General features: G+C 72.2%; 15 protein-coding genes. 4 read left to right on the forward strand and 11 right to left on the reverse strand.

Features of this window, described 5'->3' with window-relative positions; all coding sequences use genetic code 11:
* Positions 1–80 precede the first annotated feature (80 nt).
* Positions 81–3,554 carry a bifunctional proline dehydrogenase/L-glutamate gamma-semialdehyde dehydrogenase gene (locus CLV56_RS16770; protein ID WP_100415514.1) on the forward strand — a complete coding sequence of 1,158 codons (3,474 nt, stop codon included), beginning with the start codon at positions 81–83 and terminating at the stop codon, positions 3,552–3,554.
* A gap of 12 nt (positions 3,555–3,566) precedes the next feature.
* Here the strand turns inward: CLV56_RS16770 and recO are convergent, their stop codons facing one another.
* The 4 genes from recO to leuA all read right to left on the reverse strand — a co-directional run bounded on the left by recO (position 3,567) and on the right by leuA (position 12,652).
* On the reverse strand, positions 3,567–4,295 hold the full coding sequence (recO, locus tag CLV56_RS16775; protein WP_039359504.1) for a DNA repair protein RecO: 729 nt from the start codon (positions 4,293–4,295) through the stop codon (positions 3,567–3,569).
* A 109-nt stretch (positions 4,296–4,404) separates the two neighbouring features.
* On the reverse strand, positions 4,405–7,581 hold the full coding sequence (locus CLV56_RS16780) for an Ig-like domain repeat protein (RefSeq protein WP_100415318.1): 3,177 nt from the start codon (positions 7,579–7,581) through the stop codon (positions 4,405–4,407).
* A 133-nt stretch (positions 7,582–7,714) separates the two neighbouring features.
* Positions 7,715–10,807, reverse strand: coding sequence for an Ig-like domain repeat protein (locus tag CLV56_RS16785; protein WP_157805203.1), 3,093 nt, complete (start codon positions 10,805–10,807; stop codon positions 7,715–7,717).
* A gap of 132 nt (positions 10,808–10,939) precedes the next feature.
* Positions 10,940–12,652 carry a 2-isopropylmalate synthase gene (gene leuA / locus CLV56_RS16790; RefSeq protein ID WP_039359512.1) on the reverse strand — a complete coding sequence of 571 codons (1,713 nt, stop codon included), beginning with the start codon at positions 12,650–12,652 and terminating at the stop codon, positions 10,940–10,942.
* A 201-nt stretch (positions 12,653–12,853) separates the two neighbouring features.
* On the opposite strand from leuA, the gene CLV56_RS16795 reads away from it, so the two are divergent.
* The 3 genes from CLV56_RS16795 to CLV56_RS16805 all read left to right on the forward strand — a co-directional run bounded on the left by CLV56_RS16795 (position 12,854) and on the right by CLV56_RS16805 (position 15,287).
* Entirely contained in the window at positions 12,854–13,339 is a 486-nt protein-coding gene (locus CLV56_RS16795; RefSeq protein WP_039359515.1) for a flavodoxin family protein, read from the forward strand.
* Positions 13,340–13,421: 82 nt separating this feature from the next.
* The gene (locus CLV56_RS16800) at positions 13,422–14,315 is read left to right on the forward strand and encodes a septum formation family protein (RefSeq protein ID WP_039359518.1); all 894 of its coding nucleotides are present in this window, start codon (positions 13,422–13,424) and stop codon (positions 14,313–14,315) included.
* 51 nt (positions 14,316–14,366) lie between these two features.
* Positions 14,367–15,287, forward strand: a complete 921-nt coding sequence (locus CLV56_RS16805; RefSeq protein ID WP_100415319.1) for a septum formation family protein — start codon at positions 14,367–14,369, stop codon at positions 15,285–15,287.
* Positions 15,288–15,413: 126 nt separating this feature from the next.
* Here the strand turns inward: CLV56_RS16805 and era are convergent, their stop codons facing one another.
* The 7 genes from era to hrcA form a co-directional block, all read right to left on the reverse strand.
* Positions 15,414–16,331: a GTPase Era gene (gene era, locus CLV56_RS16810; RefSeq protein ID WP_039359524.1), complete on the reverse strand. Its 918-nt coding sequence runs from the start codon at positions 16,329–16,331 to the stop codon at positions 15,414–15,416.
* Positions 16,328–16,690 carry a cytidine deaminase gene (locus tag CLV56_RS16815; RefSeq protein WP_039359527.1) on the reverse strand — a complete coding sequence of 121 codons (363 nt, stop codon included), beginning with the start codon at positions 16,688–16,690 and terminating at the stop codon, positions 16,328–16,330. Before CLV56_RS16815 ends, era begins: the two co-directional genes overlap by 4 nt.
* Positions 16,691–16,709: 19 nt before the next feature.
* A complete protein-coding gene (locus CLV56_RS16820; protein ID WP_039359530.1) occupies positions 16,710–18,017 on the reverse strand; it encodes a hemolysin family protein in 1,308 nt (435 codons plus the stop codon).
* Positions 18,014–18,496, reverse strand: a complete 483-nt coding sequence (ybeY, locus tag CLV56_RS16825; RefSeq protein WP_039359740.1) for an rRNA maturation RNase YbeY — start codon at positions 18,494–18,496, stop codon at positions 18,014–18,016. Before ybeY ends, CLV56_RS16820 begins: the two co-directional genes overlap by 4 nt.
* On the reverse strand, positions 18,474–19,463 hold the full coding sequence (locus CLV56_RS16830; RefSeq protein WP_039359533.1) for a PhoH family protein: 990 nt from the start codon (positions 19,461–19,463) through the stop codon (positions 18,474–18,476). The genes ybeY and CLV56_RS16830 overlap by 23 nt, the downstream gene beginning before the upstream one ends.
* Positions 19,464–19,628: 165 nt before the next feature.
* On the reverse strand, positions 19,629–20,774 hold the full coding sequence (gene dnaJ / locus CLV56_RS16835) for a molecular chaperone DnaJ (protein WP_039359536.1): 1,146 nt from the start codon (positions 20,772–20,774) through the stop codon (positions 19,629–19,631).
* Positions 20,775–20,813: 39 nt separating this feature from the next.
* Positions 20,814–21,833, reverse strand: a complete 1,020-nt coding sequence (hrcA, locus tag CLV56_RS16840) for a heat-inducible transcriptional repressor HrcA (protein ID WP_039359742.1) — start codon at positions 21,831–21,833, stop codon at positions 20,814–20,816.
* Positions 21,834–21,995: the final 162 nt, after the last annotated feature.

The raw sequence follows: 21,995 nt of genomic DNA on the forward strand, positions 1-21,995 counted from the left end.
GAAAACGTCGCTTTACCTTAACGGATCATCGTTCGCATACTGAAGGTGTGACCTGGACCTCGACCCTGCCGGAGGCCACCGTGAACCACCCCGCTCCCTCCGCCGTCCCGCACCCGGGCGACGACCCGCGCGACCTCGCCGACGACGCCGTCGCGCTGGTCCGGCGCTGGCTCGACGCGTCGGCCCGGATCCCGACGGACAAGGCCGCCGCCCGGCTCGCCGACGTGCTGGAGGACCCCGACGGCCTCGCGTTCACGACCGGCTTCGTCGACGGCGTGATCCGGCCTGAGGACCCGTCCGTCGCCGCACGGACGTTCCGCGACCTGTCCCGCCGCTCGCCGCGGTTCCTGCCCTGGCACCTCCGTACGGGCGTCCGCGTCGGGGGCACCGTCGCCCCGGCACTCCCCCGGGCCGTCATCCCCGTCGTCCGCCGTGCGCTGCGCGAGATGGTCGGTCACCTGCTCGTCGACGCCTCGGACCGTCGCCTCGGCAAGGCGATCGCACACCTGCGCAGCGACGACGTCCGGCTCAACATCAACCTCCTCGGCGAGGCGGTCCTCGGCGAGCGCGAAGCGGCGCGACGGCTGTCGGGGACGCGGAGGCTGCTCGCGCGCGCCGACGTCGACTACGTGTCGATCAAGGTCTCCTCGACCGTCGCGCCGCACTCTCCGTGGGCGTTCGACGAGGCCGTCGAGGACGTCGTCGACCACCTCGGGCCGCTTTTCCGGCAGGCCGCGCAGGCGCCGACGCGCAAGTTCATCAACCTCGACATGGAGGAGTACCGCGATCTCGACCTGACCATCGCGGTCTTCACCCGGCTGCTCGACCAGCCCGACCTGATGGACCTCGAGGCCGGGATCGTCCTCCAGGCCTACCTCCCGGACTCGCTCGCCGCGATGATCCGCCTCCAGGAGTGGGCGGCCGACCGACGCTCCCGTGGCGGCGCCGGCATCAAGGTGCGGGTCGTGAAGGGCGCGAACCTGCCGATGGAGCAGGTCGAGGCCGCCCTGCACGACTGGCCGCTGGCGACCTGGGAGAGCAAGCAGGCCACCGACACGCACTACAAGCGGGTGCTCGACTACGCGCTGCGGCCCGAGCACGTCGCGAACGTGAGGATCGGCGTCGCGGGGCACAACCTCTTCGACCTCGCCTGGACGTGGCTGCTCGCCGGGCGCCGCGGCGTACGCGAGCAGATGGACGTCGAGATGCTGCTCGGGATGGCGCAGAGCCAGGCCGAGGTGGTCCGCGCCGAGGTCGGGAGCCTCCTGCTCTACACCCCGGTCGTGCACCCGGGCGAGTTCGACGTGGCGATCGCCTACCTCGTGCGGCGGCTCGAGGAGGGCGCGAGCCAGGCGAACTTCATGTCCGCGGTCTTCGACCTGCACGACGACGCCGGATTGTTCGAGCGGGAGGAGCAGCGCTTCCGCCGCGCCCTCGACGCCCTCGACGACCACGTGCCCGCACCGAAACGCACCCAGGACCGTGCCGCCGAGGCCGCCGCAGGCATCCGTACGCCGTCGGGCACGCCGTTCCACAACACCCCGGACACCGACCCCGCGCTGCCGGCGAACCGCACGTGGGCGCGGGCGATCCTCGACCGCGTCGAGACCTCCGACCTCGGGCGCGACCTCGTCGACGCCCACACCGTCCGGACCGGCGAGGAGCTCGAGTCCGTCGTGAGCGGCGCCGTCGCCGCGGCCGACGGCTGGGCAGCGCTCGGCGGAGCCGGTCGCGCCGAGATCCTCGAGCGGGTCGCCGACGAGCTGGAGCAGCGCCGCGGCGAGCTGCTCGAGGTGATGGCGTCGGAGGCCGGCAAGACGATCGACCAGGGCGATCCCGAGGTGTCCGAGGCTGCGGACTTCGCGCGCTGGTACGCAGCGCTGGCGCGCGAGCTCGACGACGTCGACGGCGCCGAGCACGTCCCGGCCCGGCTGACGGTCGTCACCCCGCCGTGGAACTTCCCCATCGCCATCCCGACCGGCTCCACGCTCGCGGCGCTCGCGGCCGGCTCGTCGGTCGTCGTCAAGCCCGCACCGCAGTCCGCGCGCTGCGGCTCGGTCATGGTCGAGACCCTCTGGCGAGCGGGCGTCCCGAAGGACGTGCTGCGGCTCGCGCACGTCGACGAGGGCGACCTCGGCCGTACGCTCATCGCCGACCCGCGGGTCGACCGGGTGATCCTCACCGGCGCGTACGCCACCGCCGAGCTGTTCCGCTCGTTCCGTCAGGACCTGCCGCTGCTCGCCGAGACGAGCGGCAAGAACGCGATCGTGGTCACGCCCAGCGCCGACCTCGATCTCGCGGCGAAGGACGTCGCCGCGTCGGCGTTCGGGCACGCCGGCCAGAAGTGCTCGGCGGCGTCGCTGGTGATCCTGGTCGGGTCGGTCGCGCGTTCGCGGCGGTTCCGCGACCAGCTCGTCGACGCGGTCACCTCGCTGACCGTCGGACCGCCGTCGGACCCGACCTCCCAGGTCGGCCCGCTGATCGAGCCGGCGAGCGGCAAGCTGCTCGACGCACTCACGACGCTCGCGCCCGGCGAGTCGTGGCTGGTCGAGCCGCAGCGCCTCGACGACGAGGGCCGGCTGTGGACCCCCGGCGTACGGACCGGTGTGCGGCGCGGCTCGCGCGTGCACCTGACGGAGTTCTTCGGCCCGGTGCTCGGTGTGATGACCGCCGAGACCCTCGACGAGGCGATCGACATCCAGAACCAGGTGGACTTCGGCCTCACGGCCGGACTGCACTCGCTGGACTCCGACGAGATCGGCCTGTGGCTCGACCGCGTCGAAGCCGGCAACCTCTACGTCAACCGCGGGATCACCGGCGCGATCGTGCGGCGCCAGCCGTTCGGCGGCTGGAAGCGCTCCGCCGTCGGCGCCGGGACGAAGGCCGGCGGGCCGGACTACCTGATCGGGCTCGGCGACTGGCGTTCCCGCCCCGCTGCCGCCACCGCCCAGCCGGACGCCGCCGCCGCGACCCTGCTGCTCGCCGCCCGGGCCGCCGGCCTGGGTGAGGACGACCTGGCGCGTCTCGAGCGGTCCGCACGCAGCGACGCCGCCGCGTGGTCCGAGCGGTTCGCGACCGGGACGGATCCGAGCCAGGTCGGGGTCGAGCGCAACGTCCTGCGCCACCTCCCGACGCCGGTCGCGGTGCGGCTGGCCGACGGTGCCGCCGTCGGCGACCTCGTCCGGGTGGCCGCCGCGGCCGCGGTGGTCGGCTCGGCCCACGGCGGGAGCCAGGTGAGCGTGTCGGCTCCGCAGGCGCTCCCCGACGCGATCGCGGTCGCGCTCGGCGACCTCGGCATCGCCGTCCGGGTCGAGGGCGCGTCGGCCTGGCTCGATCGCGCGGCCGCGTTCCGAGGGACCCGGATCCGTCTGATCGGTGGCGACCCGGTCGCGCTCGCCGAGGCGCTCGACGGCCGCCCCGACGTCGCGATCTACGCCCACGCGGTGACCGAGTCGGGCCGGATCGAGCTCCTGCCGTTCCTACACGAGCAGGCGGTGAGCGTGACCGCGCACCGGTTCGGCATCCCGAGCCACCTCACCGACGCCCTGCTCTGAGCGGGGCGCGGATCAGCGGTCGACGTACGACAGGGAGCGCAGTCCACGCTCGAGGTGCCACTGCAGGTACGCCGCCACGAGGCCGCTGGCTTCGCGTCGCGCGCGCGGCAGCGACGCGTTCGCGGCGGGCCAGTCTCCGGTGAGGAGGGCCGAGAGCAGATCGACGGTGTCGACAGCCGGGTTCGCCGATCCGGGCAGCCGGCAGTCCGTGCAGAGCATGCCCCCCGACGCCGGGTTGAACGCACGGTGCGGTCCGGCGGCCCCGCAGCGAGCGCACGCGTCGAAGCTCGGGGCGTACCCGGCGACCGCGAGCGAGCGCAGCAAGAAGGAGTCGAGGATCAGACCGGAGTCGTGCCGCTGCTCCGCGAGCGCCCGCAGGCCTCCCACGAGGAGGAGGTACTGCTGCTGCGCGGGATGGCCGTCCTCGCCGACGAGCCGGTCGGCCGCCTCGAGCATCGACGTCCCCGCCGTGTAGGCGCCGTAGTCGGCTCCGATCGACCCGGCGAACGCGCCGATCGTCTCGACCTGCGTGATCACGTCCAGCGTGCGCCCCTCGGCGAGCTGGAGATCGATGTGCATGAACGGCGCCGTCCGCGACCCGAACCGCGACGTCGTCCGCCGCACACCTTTGGCCACCGCACGCACGCGGCCCCGCTGACGGGTCAGCAGGGTGACGATCCGGTCCGCCTCGCCCAGCTTCTGGTTGCGCAGGACGACGGCCTCGTCGCGGTACAGGGGCACGTGCTCATTGTGCCCCGAGGAACGACCGTCCGGACGTACGACTCGGCGTCATCACGCGGCGCTCGTGCGCGCGAGGGGTGCGAATCGTACGTCCGGACGGTCGCCCTGCTCACCGCCGACGGACCACCACCGTCCGCGAGGTCCCCGGCGCCACCGACGGCCGCGCCGAGCCGACGTAGGTCACCCGGACCACGTGCCGGCCCTTCGACAGCTCCCGCCCCGACACCCGGATCGTGAACGAGCCGTTCGCACGCACCCGGCCCTTCTTGATCCGGTCGCCGTCGACGGTCAGCCAGACGCGCCGCGCGGTCAGCCGCTTGCGCTGACGCTCCGCCACGACGACCGAGCCCTTCACCACGAGCCGGTCACGGCGACGGATCCGGTCATCGGCCACCGATGCCTTCACCTTCGCGTGGAAGCGACGCACGACCTGCCGCACCGCGGGCGAGGCGGAGCCCTTCGTCCCGTTGCCGAGCGCCGGGGCGAACTCCGCCGACAGGCGCACCGTCCCGGCCGGCAGGTCGGACGTCCGGAGCCGCGCGATGCCTGCGGAGTCGACTCGTCTGACCCCGAGGGAGCGCCCGTCGGCGAAGAACCGCACGGTCCCCCGCGGGTCGACCCCGCGGGCCCTGACCCGCGAGCGCAGCACGATCCGGTCACCTCGCGCGATCAGCGCCTTCGACGTCGACAGTGCGACCGACGACGGCACGTTCTCCACGACGACCGACCGGGCGAGGCTCTCGGACCCGGCGAAGGGCTCGTCGGCCACGTAGGTCGCTCGCAGCCTCATCCGCGACCCGGCGGTCAGACCGCGGATCGACGTGGTCGCCTCCCCGCCGTCGAGCATGACCGGCGCCCCGACCGGCTCATCGCCATCGGTGAACTGCACGGTGCCGGTCGGGACCGTGCCGGCCGGGACGGTGCCGCCCAGGCTCACCGTCGCCCTGAGGTCCAGCGCACCGCCGGGGGTCGGCGACCCGTCGACCGCGAGTCGGGTCGTCGTCGGCGCGACCCCGACCTCGACCGTGCGCTCCGCGCTCGCCGACGGGGCGTAGGTCGCATCACCCGCGTACGAGGCCGACAGGTCGTGCGACCCGACCGCCTCGAACCCCGGCAGGTCGACCTCGGCGGTCCCGTCGGACCCCAGCGTGACCGGGTCGCCCAGCGCGCGGCCCCCGTCGTACAGCTGGACCGTGCCGCTCGGGTCACCGCCGGCGCCGCTGACCGTGACCCGGGCCGCGGTCGGCGCGAGCGCCCGCACCTCGCTCGGCAGCTGCAGCGCGGTGGTCGTCGGAGCGCGGGTGATCGTCGTCCGGGCCAGGGAGCTGACGGCCGCGCCGACGGTGCTGTCGCCGAGGTACGTGGCGTCGAGGTCGTGGACACCCGGAGCGAGGCGGACCCAGGTCCGTGCCGTGCCGTCGGAGCCCAGCGTCACGGTGGTGAGCGGGACCCCGCCGTCCCGGATCGTCACCGTCCCCGTCGGTGTGGCCCCGTCGGCCGTGGCCACGACCAGGATCTCGGTGTCCTGCGTCGCGGTCGCGCCCGGGTTCGCGACGGACAGGGTCAGAGCCGAGGCCTTCGGGCCGGTGCTGTCCGGCGTCCGCCCGGCACGGACGGCATCGGTGGCGACGGAGACGTACTCGAGGCTGTCGAAGCGGCTGGAGCTCGCGACATCGGTGACCCCGATGTAGAGGTGGTACGGGCCGAACCGCTCGAGGATCTCGTCGTCGGTGACGTCGTCGCCGGTGACGGTGTAGGTCGGGCCGTACGCGCCGGGGATGGCCACCGGCTCCTCGTCGCCGCGCTGGCGGTACCACTGGTACTTCAGGTTGACGCCGGGAGCCGGGACGTACCCGCTGCCGTCGCCGTTCGGCACCACCCACCAGGCCTCGTCGGCCGACGCCTCCAGCACGTCGCCTGGGATCGGCGCGCCCGTCGGCGCCGTGGTGTTCGAGACCGACAGCTGCTCACCGGAGGCGAGCACCGCCGGTGCGTCCGCGGCGCACCCCTTCGGAGCCCAGCTGTTGAACACCCCCAGCACCGAGTCGGGGACCCCGGCCGCCGACTCCGTCGAGTAGGGGATGGAGAGCTCGACGGCGTCGCGCGTCTCCCACGGGTGGAAGGAGCTCTCACCCAGCCGCCACGACCCGGTGGCCCGCACCGCGGTCGTGGTCAGCGCGGCTGTGGCGTAGCGGCGCGGTGGGATCGTCCATGCGACGTCGCGCGAGACCGTGGAGCTCTCGGTCCAGGTCCGGCCGTACTCGGCCGACGCGGTGATCGTGAGCTGGGCCTCCAAGAAGGGCTTCTTGTAGGTGAACGCGAGCGCCGCGCTCAGCCCGAGGGTGAAGGAGTAGCTGTACTCGTTCGTCGCGCTCGCGCCGATCGTGGTCGACATCGGCTCCGTGCCGCCGTTGTAGATGGTCTTCGGTCCCGAGGCCGCCGCGCAGCCCGCGGCGCTGACGACCGGGGTCGGCCGCGCATCGATCGTCAGCGCGTCGATCCGGTCCCAGTCCGACAGCACGTCGCCGCTGGTGTCGTCGGTGAGTCGCGTCGCGCACGTGTTCTTGTCGATCGCACACCGTGCGAGCGCCTGGTCGAACGCGGACCCGAGGACGACCGAGGTGACCTCGGCCTTCTGCGCCTGCGTCTTCTGCGCCCGGTCGGGGTCGCCGTCGTAGGCGCCGAACCGGAACTGCTGGGCCACCTCCTCGGCATCGCATGCCACCGTGGCGACGTCGACGGCGTCGGCGCCGAGCTCGAGGCAGGCGTCGCCCGCGACCCCGACCCCCAGCAGGACCGGCCGGACATAGAAGAACTCGCTGCCGGCGCCCGAGGTCCAGGGGTTCCACGCGTCGGTGTCGATGACGTCGTGGCCGTCGACGTCCGGCTGGCCGGACGCCGGCTCGAAGGCCCAGCGCTGGGCGATCGAGTTGTCGCAGTCGGCCCAGGAGGTGACCGCGATCGCCGTCCGCAGACACTGCGGCGTGGCGCCCGAGCGGTCCTGGATCTGGACGCTGCCTTCCCAGGCCTGGGTGGCGCCCGTGCCGCTCGGCTCGGTATCGAGGATGACGATGTCGAGCGGCGTGCCGCCGACGAGATCGCTGCCGTCGGTGGCCGAGACCAGGTAGAGGCACTCGATCGCCCCCACGCAGTTCTCGGGCGGCGCGGCCGAGGCCGGTGGAGCCGCCGTCGCCAGCATCCCCGCGGAGACACCGACTCCCGCCAGCAGTGTGATCAGTCGTCGCTTGAGATGCCCGGCGCCCTCACGCCGTCCCCCGTACGTCATGGTCCGCCCTTCCGCAGCCGGTCAATGCCTGCGGAAACGTACCGTGGTTGCCGTTTCGCTGTGGATCTGTTGCATGAACTGCACCGCGCTGACGGGATGGACGAACGGAAGTCAGCGCGGTGCAACCCACACCTCAGCGCCGGCGGACGACCGTCACGCGCGAGGCTCCCGGCGCCACGGACGGCCTCGGCGACCCGACGTACGCCACGCGCACCAGGTGCCGGCCCTTCGACAGCTTCTTCGCCGCGAGCCGCAGGACGTACGTCCGGTCTCGCCCGAGGCGCCCGGACGCGACCCGTTCGCCGTCGACGAGCAGCCACACCCGCCGGGCTGTCAGGGCAGCCCCGGGGCGGCCCGCGATCGCGACCGACCCGGTCACCACCAGCCGCTCGCGGCGCTTGAGCCCGGTGTCGGCGACGACGGCCTTCACCGCGCTGCGGTACCGACGGACGTCCTGGACGACCGTCGGCGCCGTCGCGCTCGCCAGCCCGGATCCCGCCGACGGCGTGAACCGGGCGGACAGGCGCAGCTTGCCCGTCGGCAGCGTCGCGGTCCGCAGGACGGCGACGCCGTCCCCGTCGACGGTCCGGGCCCCCAGCGCGCGGCCGTCGGCGTAGAAGCGCACGGTCCCTGCGGGCTCGGACCCGCCCGTACGGGCCTTCGCACGCAGGGCGACCCGGTCACCACGGGCGATCACGACGTTCGAGCTCGACAGACGCAACGAGGTCGCCGACGACGCGACGCTGACGTCCCGCTCCCGGCTGATCGAGGCGCCGTACGGCGCGTCCGGCTCGTACGACGCGCGGAGCACGTGCCGGGCACCGGCAACGAGGTCGTCGATCCGCAGGGATGCCGAGCCGTTGCGGAGCGCGACCGGCTCGCCGAGCGGACGCCCACGGTCGGTGAACTGCACCGCACCCGTCGGTGTCGGCGCAGCCCCAGCGGCGACCCGAGCGGTCAGCCGCAGTGCACCGCCCGCCGACGCGGCCCCGTCGACCCCGAGCGTGGTCGAGGTCGGGACCTCGGTGACCTCGATCGTCCGCCCCTCGCTGGTCGAGGTCGCGTACAGGCTGCTGCCGGCGTAGCTCGCCGACAGGTCACGGGCGCCGACCTCGTCGAAGCCGCTGAGATCGATCCGCGCGGTCCCGTCGCCGTCGAGCGGAACGGCTGCCCCGAGCGGCGTCCCTCCGTCGTACAGCCGTACGTTCCCTGTCGGCGTGCCGCCCTCGCCCTCGACCGTCACCCGTGCCGTGGTCGGCGCCAACGCCCGCACGCGGCCCGGCAGCTGAAGCGTCGTCTCGGTCTCCGCCCGCCGCACGGTCGTGCGCACCCGCGTGCTGACCGCGGCGCCCGCGCTGCCGTCACCCAGGTACGTTCCCGCCAGCTCGTGCATCCCGGGGGCCAGGCGGACCCACGCCCTCCCCGTGCCGTCGGCACCCAGCGTGGCGTCGGTGAGCGGCCCGTTGACGTCGTAGATCGTCACCGTCCCCGTCGGGATCGTGGACGCGCTGTCGGTGGTCGCCTCGACGGCGATCTCGGTGTCCTCGGTCGCTGCCGCGCCGGGGTTCTCGACCGTGATCCGCAGCGTCGTCGGCTTCGGTCCTGTGCTGACCGGTCTGCGCTCGGTCCGGGTCGCGTCGGTCGCGACGGCGAACGACTCGAGGCTGTCGAACCGGTTCGCGGTCGCCACGTCGGTCACCCCGACGTACAGGTGGTACGGGCCGACCCACTCGAGGATCTCGTCGTCGGTGATGTCGTCGCCGGTCACGGTGTAGTTCTTCTTCGTCGCACCGGGGATCGCGGTCGGCGCCTCACTGCCCCGCTGGCGGTACCACTGGTAGATCAGGTTCACGCCTGGTGCCGGCGTCCCCGCCGACCGAGGCTCCTCCCACCACGACGGATCCGCGTTCGCGGTGAGGACGTCACCGGGGATCGGTCCGCCCGTCGGCGCCGTCGTGTTCGTCACCGAGACCTGCTTGCCGTCGCCGAGCACCGCCGACGGGTCCGCGTCGCACGCCTTCTGCCCCCAGCTGTTCTGCACCGCCAGCGTCGTGTCGGGCGCGGAGGCCGCCGAGCTGAACGCGTACGGGATCGCCAGATCGACGACGTCGCGCGTCTCCCAGGGATGGGACGAGCCCAGGTTGAACCGCCAGGACCCGGATCCTTGGATCGCGGCGGTCGAGAGGGTGGCGGTGGCGAACCGCCGCGGGGGGATCGTCCACTGCACGTCCTGCTCGACCGTCTTGCTCTCGGTCCAGGTTCGGCCGTAGGACGCGGTCGCGGTGACCTTCAGCTCGTACTTGAAGAAGGCCGAGTCCTTCCCGAAGCTGAAGCTGTTCTCGACCGAGAGGCTCGTGCTGACCGAGTGGCTGTACTCGTTGGTGGCACTGGCCCCGATCGTCGTCGACATGGGCTCGGTCCCGCCGTTGTAGATCGACTGCGGACCCCCGCCGCTGGCGCAGCCGGCTGCTCGGACCACCGGGTTCGGCCGAGCGTCGATGGTGACCTGGTCGATGCGGTCCCAGTCCGAGAGAACGGTCCCGTTCGTGCGGTCGCGGAGCTGGGTCGCGCAGAGAGCCGTGTTCCCGCGGCAACGGTCGAGCGCGAACTCCATCGCGGATCCGATCACCCGTGCCGTGACCTCGGCCCGCTCGAGCCCCTCGAACCGCAGCTTCAGCTCAGGAGCATCACCGCAGTCAACGCCGATGGCGAGGATGCCGGTGGAGAGGAAGACGCAGCTCTCAGGCCCCACCGCCGGACGAAGGTGGAAGTACGCAGACCCGGCGTTCGACGTCCACGGTGACCACGACTCCGTGTCGATGACGTCAGTTCCTGTCCACGCGTTCCCCGACACCGGCTCGAAGGCGAACGCCTGCGTGATGTCGTTCGCCTCGCACGACCGGATGAAGTTGACCGGATCGACGCTCATGCAGTAGGTCTCGCCGGACTCTTCGCGAAGCCTGAGCTGGAACGTCCCCTCCCACGGCTGATCCCCGGCGCGACTGGGCTCACTGCGCACCGGGACCAGATCCACGGGATAGTCGCCGAGCAAGACCTCACCCTTGCCGTTCACCAGATCGATGCACTCGAAGTCACCGACGCAGTTCTCGGACGGCGCCGCCGACGCCGGTGGCGGGGACACCCCGACGAGGGCCGCAGCCGCCATCGCGGCCCCCACCACCAACCTGACGAACCGTCCACGAGGTCCTCGTGCCCGCACAGCCATGACGTCCCCTCTCGCCTGTGTGGCAGACCTCTGCCACGGCGAGCCGAACGTAACGACGCTGCGTTCTGTCAGCGTTCTGTCTGCACGACGCCGGCAGGACCCCGTCCCGGCCCGGGTACGGCGGGGTGGTCGTCAGCGCGACGCGGACGCGCGGTTCGCGGCGGAGACGACGGCCTTGAGCGAGGCGGTCACGATGTTCGCGTCCACCCCGACGCCCCAGACGATCCGGTCGCCGAGCTCGCACTCGACGTACGCCGCGGCGACCGCGTCGCCGCCGGCCGACAGCGCGTGCTCGGCGTAGTCGAGGACGCGGATGTCGCCGTTGACCGAGCGGATCGCATCCACGAACGCCGCCACCGGACCGTTGCCCTCACCCTTGAGCGAGTGCACCTGGTCGTCGACCCGGACGTCGACGACGAGCTCGTCGAGCCCGTCGTGCAGCGTCGAGGACCGGAACGCCTCCAGCGCGTACGGCGTGGTCCGCTCGAGGTACTCCGCGGAGAAGGCCGCCCAGATCTGCTCCGGAGACAGCTCCCCCGCCTCGCCCTCGGTCATCGTCTGGACGACACGGCTGAACTCGATCTGGAGCCGGCGCGGCAGGTCCATCTGGTGCTCGGACTTCATGATGTACGCGACGCCGCCCTTGCCGGACTGGCTGTTCACGCGGATCACGGCCTCGTACGAGCGGCCCACGTCGTGCGGGTCGATCGGCAGGTACGGAGCCTCCCAGTCGATCGCGGAGACGTCGATGCCCTGCTCGGCGGCGCGGCGGTCGAGGTCCTCCAGGCCCTTCTTGATCGCGTCCTGGTGCGAGCCGGAGAACGCCGTGTAGACCAGGTCCCCGGCGTACGGGTGACGCGGATGGACCGGCAGGTTCGTGCAGTACTCCACGGTCCGGCGGATCTCGTCGATGTCGGAGAAGTCGATCTGCGGGTCGATCCCCTGGCTGAACAGGTTCATGCCCAGCGTCACCAGGTCGACGTTGCCGGTGCGCTCCCCGTGCCCGAACAAGCACCCCTCGACCCGGTCGGCGCCGGCCATCATCGCCAGCTCGGTCGCGGCCACCGCGGTGCCGCGGTCGTTGTGCGGGTGCAGCGAGATCGCGACGTGCTCGCGGCGGGTGATCGCGCGGGAGAACCACTCGATCTGGTCGGCGTAGACGTTCGGCGTCGCCATCTCGACGGTCGCCGGCAGGTTGAGGATGATCTCGCGATCGGGTCCCGGCTGCCACACGTCCATCACCGCCTCGCAGACGTCGACGGAGAAGTCGAGCTCGGCGCCGGTGAAGATCTCCGGCGAGTACTGGTAGCCGAAGTCGGTGCCGGGGAGGTGCTGCTCGGCGAACTTCATCACCATCTCGGTCCCGCGGACCGCGATGGTGCGGCACTCGGCCCGGTCGACGCCGAAGACGACCCGGCGGAACAGCGGAGCGACTGCGTTGTAGAGGTGGATGTTGGCCCGGTCCGCACCGACCAGCGACTGCGCGGTGCGCTCGATCAGATCCTCGCGGGCCTGGGTGAGAACCGAGATCGTCACGTCGTCGGGAATCAGGTCGTCCTCGATCAGGTGCCGCACGAACGCGAAGTCGGTCTCGCTCGCGCTCGGGAACCCGACCTCGATCTCCTTGTAGCCCATCCGTACGAGCGTGTCGAACATCCGGCGCTTGCGTGCGGGCGTCATTGGGTCGATCAGCGCCTGGTTCCCGTCGCGGAGATCGGTCGACAACCAGCGCGGGGCCTCCGTCACCGTCCTGGTGGGCCAGGTACGGTCCGGGATGTCGATCGGCTCGAACGCGCGGTAGCGCTGGTGCGGCATGCCGCTGGGCTGCTGGGGAGAGATGGCCATGAGAATCCTCGTCTCACTCGGAGTGGCGCGCCGCTGTGGTGCGGCTGGCGGCCGGCCAGGACAAACTCCGCGACGAGGGGGTCCGACCTAGAGCGAACCCTCGCCGCGGCACCGAAGGAGGAGGCGCACGCGATCCATGGCGCATCCACGATAGCCCACGCTCGCCGGTACGCGCGAGGGCGGGCCGTTAGCCTCGGGCCCATGAGCACCTTGCTGGTCGTCCACCACGCACCGACCCCGGCCGTACGGGAGCTCGCGGAGGCTGCCGTCGACGGCGCACGGCACCCCGACGTCAGCGGCGTCGACGTCGTCGTCCGGCCCGCGCTCGAGGCGGACGCCTCCGATGTGCTCGGCGCGGACGGCTACCTGCTCGGGACGACCGCGAACTTCGGCTACATGAGTGGTGCCCTCAAGCACTTCTTCGACACGATCTTCCTCCAGGCCGGCGGTCAGCTGGCCGACGACGGCTCCGCCGGCACCGCGGAGACGCCGAAGAAGCCGTTCGGCCTGTGGGTGCACGGCCGCTACGACACCACCGGCGCGGTCCGCTCGGTCGAGTCGATCGTCGGCGCCCTCGGCTGGCGGCAGAGCGCCGAGGTCCTGTCGGTCCTGGGCGCCGTCGGCGAGGAGCAGCGCGCCGCGGCGTACGAGCTCGGGGCGACGCTGGCCGCGACGCTGATGGACTGAGCCCGCCGACGTCGTGGCGCCCGCCGACGTGCGGGGCGCCCGCCGACGTGCGGGGCTGGGCCGCGCTCCTACGCTGGCTGGCATGAGGCATCACCGGCAGCACCGCGCGGTCCGTGGGGCGTTCGCGGCGACGGCGACGCTCGCGCTGCTCGCCCTCGGCGCCTGCACCGGGTCGGACGACGAGCCGGGCGCAGAGACCTCCGCGGACGCGACGTCCGAGGAGGCGGACCCGGACGACGGCGGCACTGCGTCCGAGCAAGCCACGGCCTCCGCGACCCCCACCGTCGCCCCGCCCCCGGCGGACGCCGCGTGCTACCGGGTCACGTTCGCCGAGACCCAGGAGGCCCAGAACGACGCGGCCGGCGTCGCGTGCGGGCAGCGCCACAACGCGCAGACGTTCCACGTCGGCCGGCTCAGCGCCACGGCGCCACCGGCCGCCGTGGTCTCGGAGGCGCGCGACACCTGTCGCCGGCAGCTCCGGCGGCACGTCGGTGCGACGACCGAGCGGCTCGCTCTCTCCCGGGTCGAGTCGACCTTCTACGTCCCGTCCGACGAGGATCTCGCCGCGGGAGCCCGGTGGCTGCGGTGCGACGTGGTGGTCAAGCGCACCGCCGACACCCTCGCGCGGCTGCCGCGCCGATCGGCCGGGATGCTGAGCGACGACGAGGCGCTCGACCGCTGGGGAGCCTGCGCGAAGACGGGGGAATCGGGCCTGAACGAAGGCCGTGGCCAGCGGATCTGTGATCTCGACCACACGTGGCGGGCGATCGACGCGCAGCGGCTCGGCAGCGGCGACGACCCGTACCCGGGGCGGTCGGAGGTCCGCGGCGACGTCCTGGAGCGGTGCGAGGACCCCGCCCGCGCCTGGACCGGCAACGAGACCGGCGACATCGCCGTCGGCTGGCGTCCACCGACGCGTGCTGCGTGGGCGGCCGGGGAGCGGTTCGGGCTGTGCTGGACCCGGACCGACCAATAGGGTCACCCGTACACTGGCACGCGTCGAACCGCCGACCCCCGGAGGAGCCCCGTGCCGGACCCCGTCCAGGACCCGACCCGCCCGCGCCGACGCGTGCTCGCTGCCATGGCCGCCGCCGGCGCCCTGCTGCTGTCAGCGTGCGGATCGGCCGGCGACACCGTGGACTCGGCCGACCCGACCAGCGACCCGTCGGCCAGCACTCCGCCGGTCCGGACCCTCCCACCGACCGAGGGATCGGAGCCGACCGAGTCGGCCACACCCGAGCAGGCCGCCGCACCCCGCCCTTCGGTCGGTGAGTGCCACAAGCCGCAACCCACCGACGTGGCGCTCCAGGTGTCCGACGACGACACCGCGGCCGTCGCGTGCAAGGGCGCGACCGCGCAGACCTACCTGGTCCGCCCGATGCCCAAGCAGGTGCGCGCGGCCGTGACCGACTACGACACCTCCGAGATCCTGCGCACGGCGCGCAAGCGTTGCGAGCCGGCGCTGGCCGACTGGCTCGGCGTCAACGTCGCGGCGCTCAAGACCTCGCAGTTCGGGTTCGTCGTCGGGGTGCCCAGCGCGGCGCAGTCCGCCGACGGCGCGTCGTGGATGCGCTGCGACGTCACGCTCGACGCCGGCAACCGCCTGACCGCGCTCCCGAAGAAGACCAAGAACGCCCTGGACGGCTCGAAGAAGGCGAAGAAGTACGGTTCGTGCGTCCGCGGCGACATCCGGACGGCGGCAGGGACGGTGCTGTGCACGAAGAAGCACCGGTGGCGTGCGGTGGACGCGATCAAGCTCGGCTCCGGCAAGGCGAAGTTCCCCGGGCGCAAGGACATCCAAGGCACCATGCGCGACAAGTGCGGCGGCGCCGTACGGTCGTGGCTCGGCACCCGCGAGGCGTTCGAGTACGGCTACGTCTCCCCCAGCAAGTACTCCTGGGGCAAGGGCGAGCGCTGGGGCACGTGCTTCGCGAAGACGAAGGACTGACGCCCTTCCGTTGGTCGAGGCGAGGGTGAGGAACGAACCCTCGATCGAGACCCGCACCACCAGGCCCCCCGGGGGGTCTCGATCACTCGCTGCGCTCGCGCCTCGACCAGCGGGAGCCGCGTACGCCTAGAAGCCCAGGCGGCGCAGCTGCTTGGGGTCGCGCTGCCAGTCCTTGGCCACCTTGACGTGCAGATCCAGATAGACCGGGGTCCCGAGGATCCGCTCGATCTGGGACCGTGAGTCGCTGCCGATCTGGCGCAACCGGGCACCCTTGCGGCCGATCACGATGCCCTTCTGGCTCTCCCGCTCGACGAAGATGTTGGCGCGCACATCGACCAGGGGCCGGTCCTCGGGACGATCCTCACGAGCGACCATCTCCTCGATGACCACCGCGATCGAGTGCGGAAGCTCGTCGCGCACCCCTTCGAGCGCGGCCTCCCGGATCACCTCGGCGACCAGCGTCTCCTCGGGCTCGTCGGTCAGCTGGCCCTCCGGGTACAGCGGCATCCCCTCGGGCAGCTCGGCGACGAGCAGGTCCCGGAGGTGCTCGACCTGGTATCCGGACACGGCCGAGACCGGCACCACGTGGCGCCACGTCACCCCGAGCTCGTCGGCGAGCGCACCGATGGCCGCGAGGTGCTCGAGCAGGCGGTCCGGCGACACGGTGTCGGACTTGGTGGCGATCGCCACCATGGGCGTACGGCGGACCTTCGCCAGCTGCCCGACGATGTAGCGGTCCCCCGGACCGATCCGCTGGTCGGCCGGCAGGCACACTCCGATCGCGTCGACCTCCGCCCACGTGGTGCGCACGAGGTCGTTGAGCCGCTCACCCAGCAGGGTGCGCGGCCGGTGCAGCCCAGGGGTGTCGACGAGGATCAGCTGTGCGTCGGCCGTCGTGACCAGTCCGCGGATCACGTGACGGGTGGTCTGCGGCCGCGACGAGGTGATCGCGACCTTCTCCCCCACCAGGGCATTCGTCAGCGTCGACTTCCCGGCGTTCGGGCGGCCGACGAAGCACGCGAATCCGGACCGGAAGGCGGTCACGACCGCGCGACCTCGTGGACCGCGCCGTGCGGGTCGGCCCGCAGCACAGCGATCCCGTCGCCGGCGAGGTCGCGGACCGCCGTGAGGTCGTCGGCGTCGACGCGGTCCGAGCCCGTGCTCACTGCTGCGGCCTCGAGACTCTTCGCTCCGGAGCTGACCGCCATCGCGACGGCCAGGCGCAGCGCCGAGACCTGCAGCGACGGGAGCGCGACGGTCGCGGCGGCGTACGTGCGACCGTCGGAGTCGCGGACCGCGGCCCCCTCGGCCGCGCCGGTGCGGGCACGCGACGCGCGTGCGAGCGTGACGATCTTGCGGTCCTCGGGGTCGTCGACGGCGAGGGGCTCGGACGGGTCAGCCATGGCGGACACGATAGACGCCTCAGCCGGACGCGACCGAGCCGAGTGACGTCTCGCGCTCGGTCTGCTCGGTGACGCGGCTGACGACGACGGTGCCGATCCGGTTGCGGCGGCCCGTCGGGCCCTCGGCCACGAAACGCAGACCCTCCATCTCGATCTCGCTGCCGGCGATCGGCACCTTGCCGAGGTGCTTGGCCATGAGACCACCGACGGAGTCGACGTCGTCGTCGTCGATCGGCACCCCGAACAGATCCCCCAGGTCGTCGACGTCGTAGCGGGAGCTGATCCGGATCGAGCCGTTCGAGAGGTGCTCGACGTCGTCCGGCGGCGCGTCGTACTCGTCGGTGATCTCCCCGACGATCTCCTCGAGGATGTCCTCGATGGTGACCATCCCCGCCGTGCCGCCGTACTCGTCGATCACGATCGCGACATGGGTGCGCTGCGCCTGCATCTCGCGGAGCAGGTCGGCCGCGGGCTTGGAGTCCGGGACGTAGGTGCACTCCCGCATCACCGACTCCACCCGTTCGGTGGTCTCGGCCTCGCGGCTGTCGAAGACGCGCTTGGTGATGTCCTTGAGGTAGGCCATCCCGACGACGTCGTCCAGGCTCTCACCGGTCACCGGGATCCGCGAGTAGCCGGACCGCAGCGCGAGCGACATCGCCTGGCGCAGCTTCTTGGACCGCTCGATGAACACCACGTCGGTCCGCGGCACCATCACCTCGCGGACGACCGTGTCGCCGAGCTCGAAGACCGAGTGGATCATCTGGCGCTCCCCCGACTCGATCAGGGCGCTCTGCTCGGCCAGGTCCACCATCTCGCGCAGCTCGGCCTCCGAGGAGAACGGTCCCTCGCGGAAGCCCTTGCCGGGCGTCAGCGCGTTGCCGATCACGATCAGCAACCGCGGAACGGGGCCGAGGATCCGGGTGACGAGCGCGAGCGGGCCCGCGGACAGCAGCGCGACGCGCTCCGACTTCTGCCGGCCGAGCGTGCGCGGCCCCACGCCGATCGCCACGAACGACACCGCCGAGAGCGCCAGCGCGGTCAGCAGGACCGGGAGCCAGCCGTCGTCGGTGGCGTGCACGACGACGACCGCGACCAGCACGACGGCGGCCGTCTCGGCGATGATCCGCAGCAGCAGGGCGGTGTTGATGAAGGGGGCGGGGTCGTGGACGATCCGGCGGAGGGCCGCGGCGCCCGAGCGTCCTTCCTCGGCCAGCTCGTCGGCGCGAGCGCGCGAGAACGTCGACAGCGCGGCGTCGATGCTGGCCAGCAGCCCCGCCATCAGCACGAGGGCGATCGCCGTGCCCAGGGCCCACCAGTCGGCGTTCATGCGTCCTCCCGATCGCCGTCACGCCACAGCGCGAGCAGCCGGTCCTGCAGACCGAACATCTCACGGTGCTCGTCCGGCTCGGCATGGTCGTAGCCCAGCAGGTGCAGCACCCCGTGAACGGTCAGCAGCTCGAGGTGGGACCCGAGCTCCAGCCCCTCCGCCGCAGCGTCCTTCGCTGCGACCTCCGGGCAGAGCAGCATGTCCCCGAGGTAGCCCTCCTCGGCCTCGATGTCGTCGCTGCCGGGACGCAGCTCGTCGATCGGGAAGGACAGCACGTCGGTGGGCCCGTCCTTGTGCATCCACTTCTCGTTGTACTGCGTCATGGTGTCGGGGTCCACGACGATCATCGTCACCTCGGTGCCGGGCGCGAGCCGCATCCGGCTCATCGTGAAGCGGACCAGCCTGGTCAGCGTGTCGACGTCGACCGGATCCCCGTCGGCGTCGCGCCAGCTCGACTCATCGAGAACGTCGACGTTCACCGGCCGCACCCTCGTACTCGTCGTAGGCCGCGACGATCCGCCCGACCAGCTTGTGCCGGACGACGTCGGCCCCGGTGAGACGCGGGAACGCGACGTCGCGCACCCCGCTGAGGATCTCCTGGACCACCCGCAGCCCGCTGCGCTGGCCGGTCGGCAGGTCGATCTGCGTGACGTCGCCCGTGACCACCATCCTGGAGCCGAAGCCGAGGCGCGTCAGGAACATCTTCATCTGCTCGGGCGAGGTGTTCTGGGCCTCGTCGAGGATGATGAAGGCGTCGTTGAGCGTCCGGCCGCGCATGTAGGCCAACGGTGCGACCTCGATCGTCCCCGCGGCCATGAGCTTCGGGATCGACTCGGGGTCGAGCATGTCGTGCAGCGCGTCGTAGAGCGGCCGCAGGTACGGGTCGATCTTCTCGCTCAGGGTGCCCGGAAGGTAGCCGAGGTTCTCGCCCGCCTCCACCGCCGGTCGCGTCAGGATGATCCGGTTGACCTCCTTGGCCTGGAGCGCCTGCACGGCCTTGGCCATCGCGAGGTAGGTCTTGCCGGTGCCCGCCGGCCCGATCCCGAAGACGACCGTGTGCTTGTCGATCGCGTCGACGTAGCGCTTCTGGTTCAGGGTCTTCGGGCGGATCGTGCGCCCACGGTTGGACAGGATGTTGAGGCTGAGGACGTCGGCCGGACGCTCCTCGGTCTCGGTGCGCAGGATCGCGATGCTGCGCTCGATCGTCTCGCGGGTCAGGCCCTGGCCGGTCCGGATCATCGTGACCAGCTCGCCGAGCAGCCGCTCGATCAGCGCCGACTCGGCGGCGGTCCCCCGGATCGCGATCTCGTTGCCACGCACGTGCACGTCGGCATCGAAGGAGGCCTCGATCAGCCGCAGGAACTCGTCGGCGGGTCCGAGCAGGGCCACCATCGGGATGCTCGCGGGGATCGTGACCGTGTGCTGGAGAGGCTCAGGCGTAGTCATCGGCGCCCCCTCGGGGGCAGAACTCCTTCATCGACCGGACGGGACCCCTCCATGGTAGGCGGCGCCTCCGACGTTGCGCGAGCACGATTCGGACGCTCCGCTCCCGGCGCCGCACCTCGGCCGTCCACGTGACGAGGGCGTACGTACGAACGCACCGGGCCGAGATCAGCGGAACGCGTCGCGCAGGCGCGTGAACACGCCGCGGTGCGGCGCCGCGAACTCGGCCTCGACCCGCTCCTCCCCGCGCGCCTGGGCGAGCTGGGTCAGCAGGTCGCGCTGCGCCTCGTCGAGCTTCGTCGGCGTCTCGACCACCACCCGCACGACCAGGTCGCCGCGACCCACGCCGCGCAGGTGCGGGACACCGCGGCCCCGCAGCGTGATCGACTCCCCCGACTGGGTGCCGGCCGCGATGTCGAACGTGAGCGAGGCGTCGTCGCCCTCGACGCCGGTGTCCGCCTCGAGGGTCGGCAGCACGACCTGGGTCCCGAGCGCCGCAGCCGTCATCGGCACCCGGACGTCGCAGTGCAGATCGTCCTTGCGCCGCGTGAAGACCTGGTGCGGCTCGACCTCGACCTCGACGTAGAGGTCGGCGGCCGGCCCGCCGCCGGGTCCGACCTCGCCCTCACCCGCCAGCTGGATCCGGGTGCCGCTGTCGACGCCGTGCGGGACCTTGATGGTCAGGGTCCGGCGCGAACGGACCCGTCCGTCACCGCCGCACTCCTCGCACGGGTTCGTGATCACCGTGCCGTAGCCCGCGCAGGTGGGGCACGGCCGTGCCGTGCGGATGTCGCCGAGGAACGAGCGCTGGACGTGCTGGACCTCACCGCTGCCGCGGCACGTGTGGCACGCGACCGGCTCGGCGCCGTCGGCCGACCCCTGCCCGTGGCAGCGCTCGCAGACCACGGCGGTGTCGACCTTGAGCTCGCGGGTCGTCCCGAACGCGGCCTCGGCGAGGTCGACGGAGATCCGGATCAACGCGTCGTTGCCGCGCCGCGCACGCCCGCGCGGACCGCGCTGGGTGCCCTGTCCGCCGAAGAACGCGTCCATGATGTCGCTGAACGTGAACCCCGAGCCGAACCCGCCACCGCCGGCGTGGCCCATCGGGTCGCCGCCGCGGTCGTACAGCGAACGCTTCTCGGGGTCGGACAGCACCTCGTAGGCCACCGTCACGCTCTTGAAGCGCTCCTGCGCGTCCGGGTCGGGATTGACGTCGGGGTGCAGGCTGCGCGCCAGCTTGCGGTAGGCCTTCTTGATCTCCTCCGGCGTCGCCTGGCGGCTCACCCCGAGGGTCTCGTAGTAGTCCTGGCTCATCGTGTCCTAGTCGTCGTCTCGTCCGGTGCCCTGCGGGCCTCAGTCGCTCAAGGTCTGGCCGACGTAGCGCGCCACCGCGCGTACCGCCGCCATCGTGCCTGGGTAGTCCATCCGGGTCGGGCCGACCACGCCGAGGGTGGCGAGCGGCTCGATCTCCGTGCCGTAGGTGGTCGCGACCACCGAGGTCGTCGCGAGCTCCTCGTAGGGACCCTCCGCGCCGATGCGGACGGTCAGGGTGCTCGGCGACGTCGCCTCGCCGAGCAGCTTCAGCAGCACCACGTGCTCCTCCAGCGCCTCCAGCACCGGCTTCACCGACGTCTCGAAGTCCGTGCCGAAGCGCGCGAGGTTGGCCGCGCCCCCGACCGCGACCCGCTCGTCGGCGCGCTCGTCGGAGAACGCACGCGTCAAGGTCGTGACGATCGCCGTGACCAGCGGCCGCTCGGACGGGCGGAAGGTCTCGATCAGGTCGGCCACCGACGTCGAGGCGTCGGAGAGCCGCTGGCCGAGCGCGGCGCCGAGGAGCCGGGCACGCAGGTCGGTGAGCAGCTCCTCCCCCAGGACCTCGGGAAGCTCGACGATCCGCTGGTCGACCCGGCCGGAGCTGGTGATCAGCACCACGAGCACGCGGGTCCCGTCGAGCGGGACGACCTCGACGTGCCGCACGGTCGAGCGGGTGAGCGTCGGGTACTGGACGAGCGCCACCTGATGGGTCAGCTGCGCGAGCAGCCGCACGCTCCGCTGGACCACGTCGTCGACGTCGACGGCGCCCTCGAGGAACGACTCGATCGCCCGGCGCTCCGGGCCGCTGAGCCGCTGCACGGTCGCGAGCCGGTCGACGAACAGCCGGTATCCCTTGTCGGTCGGGATGCGCCCGGCGCTGGTGTGCGGCTGGGCGATGAAGCCCTCCTCCTCCAGCACGGCCATGTCGTTGCGCACGGTCGCCGGCGATACGCCCAGACCGTGCCGGTCGACCAGCGCGCGGGAACCCACCGGCTCCTGCGTCGCGACGTAGTCCTCCACGATCGCGCGGAGGACAGCGAGCTTGCGCTCGTCCAGCACGGTGCTCACCACCCTCCGGTCGTCCTGCTGATTCTCGTACGGCACGGGCCGCACGGCTGGTCGCCGCGCGGCGCGGTCCCGCGGCGCTCGTGCGGCGCGGGCCGTACCGCTTGGCACTCTCGCATCCTGAGTGCCAGTCTAGCGAGCCGGACCAGCACTCGG

Origin of the sequence: Mumia flava (assembly GCF_002797495.1) — a bacterium.
Taxonomy (GTDB): Bacteria; Actinomycetota; Actinomycetes; order Propionibacteriales; family Nocardioidaceae; genus Mumia; species Mumia flava.

What these genes read in the sequence shown, in the direction of transcription:
- CLV56_RS16780 (WP_100415318.1), bottom strand. Translation starts at nt 7,581, where the DNA reads ATGACGTACGGGGGACGGCGTGAGGGCGCCGGGCATCTCAAGCGACGA.
- CLV56_RS16785 (WP_157805203.1), bottom strand. Translation starts at nt 10,807, where the DNA reads ATGGCTGTGCGGGCACGAGGACCTCGTGGACGGTTCGTCAGGTTGGTG.
- leuA (WP_039359512.1), bottom strand. Translation starts at nt 12,652, where the DNA reads ATGGCCATCTCTCCCCAGCAGCCCAGCGGCATGCCGCACCAGCGCTAC.
- CLV56_RS16795 (WP_039359515.1), top strand. Translation starts at nt 12,854, where the DNA reads ATGAGCACCTTGCTGGTCGTCCACCACGCACCGACCCCGGCCGTACGG.
- CLV56_RS16800 (WP_039359518.1), top strand. Translation starts at nt 13,422, where the DNA reads ATGAGGCATCACCGGCAGCACCGCGCGGTCCGTGGGGCGTTCGCGGCG.
- CLV56_RS16815 (WP_039359527.1), bottom strand. Translation starts at nt 16,690, where the DNA reads ATGGCTGACCCGTCCGAGCCCCTCGCCGTCGACGACCCCGAGGACCGC.
- CLV56_RS16820 (WP_039359530.1), bottom strand. Translation starts at nt 18,017, where the DNA reads ATGAACGCCGACTGGTGGGCCCTGGGCACGGCGATCGCCCTCGTGCTG.
- CLV56_RS16830 (WP_039359533.1), bottom strand. Translation starts at nt 19,463, where the DNA reads ATGACTACGCCTGAGCCTCTCCAGCACACGGTCACGATCCCCGCGAGC.
- dnaJ (WP_039359536.1), bottom strand. Translation starts at nt 20,774, where the DNA reads ATGAGCCAGGACTACTACGAGACCCTCGGGGTGAGCCGCCAGGCGACG.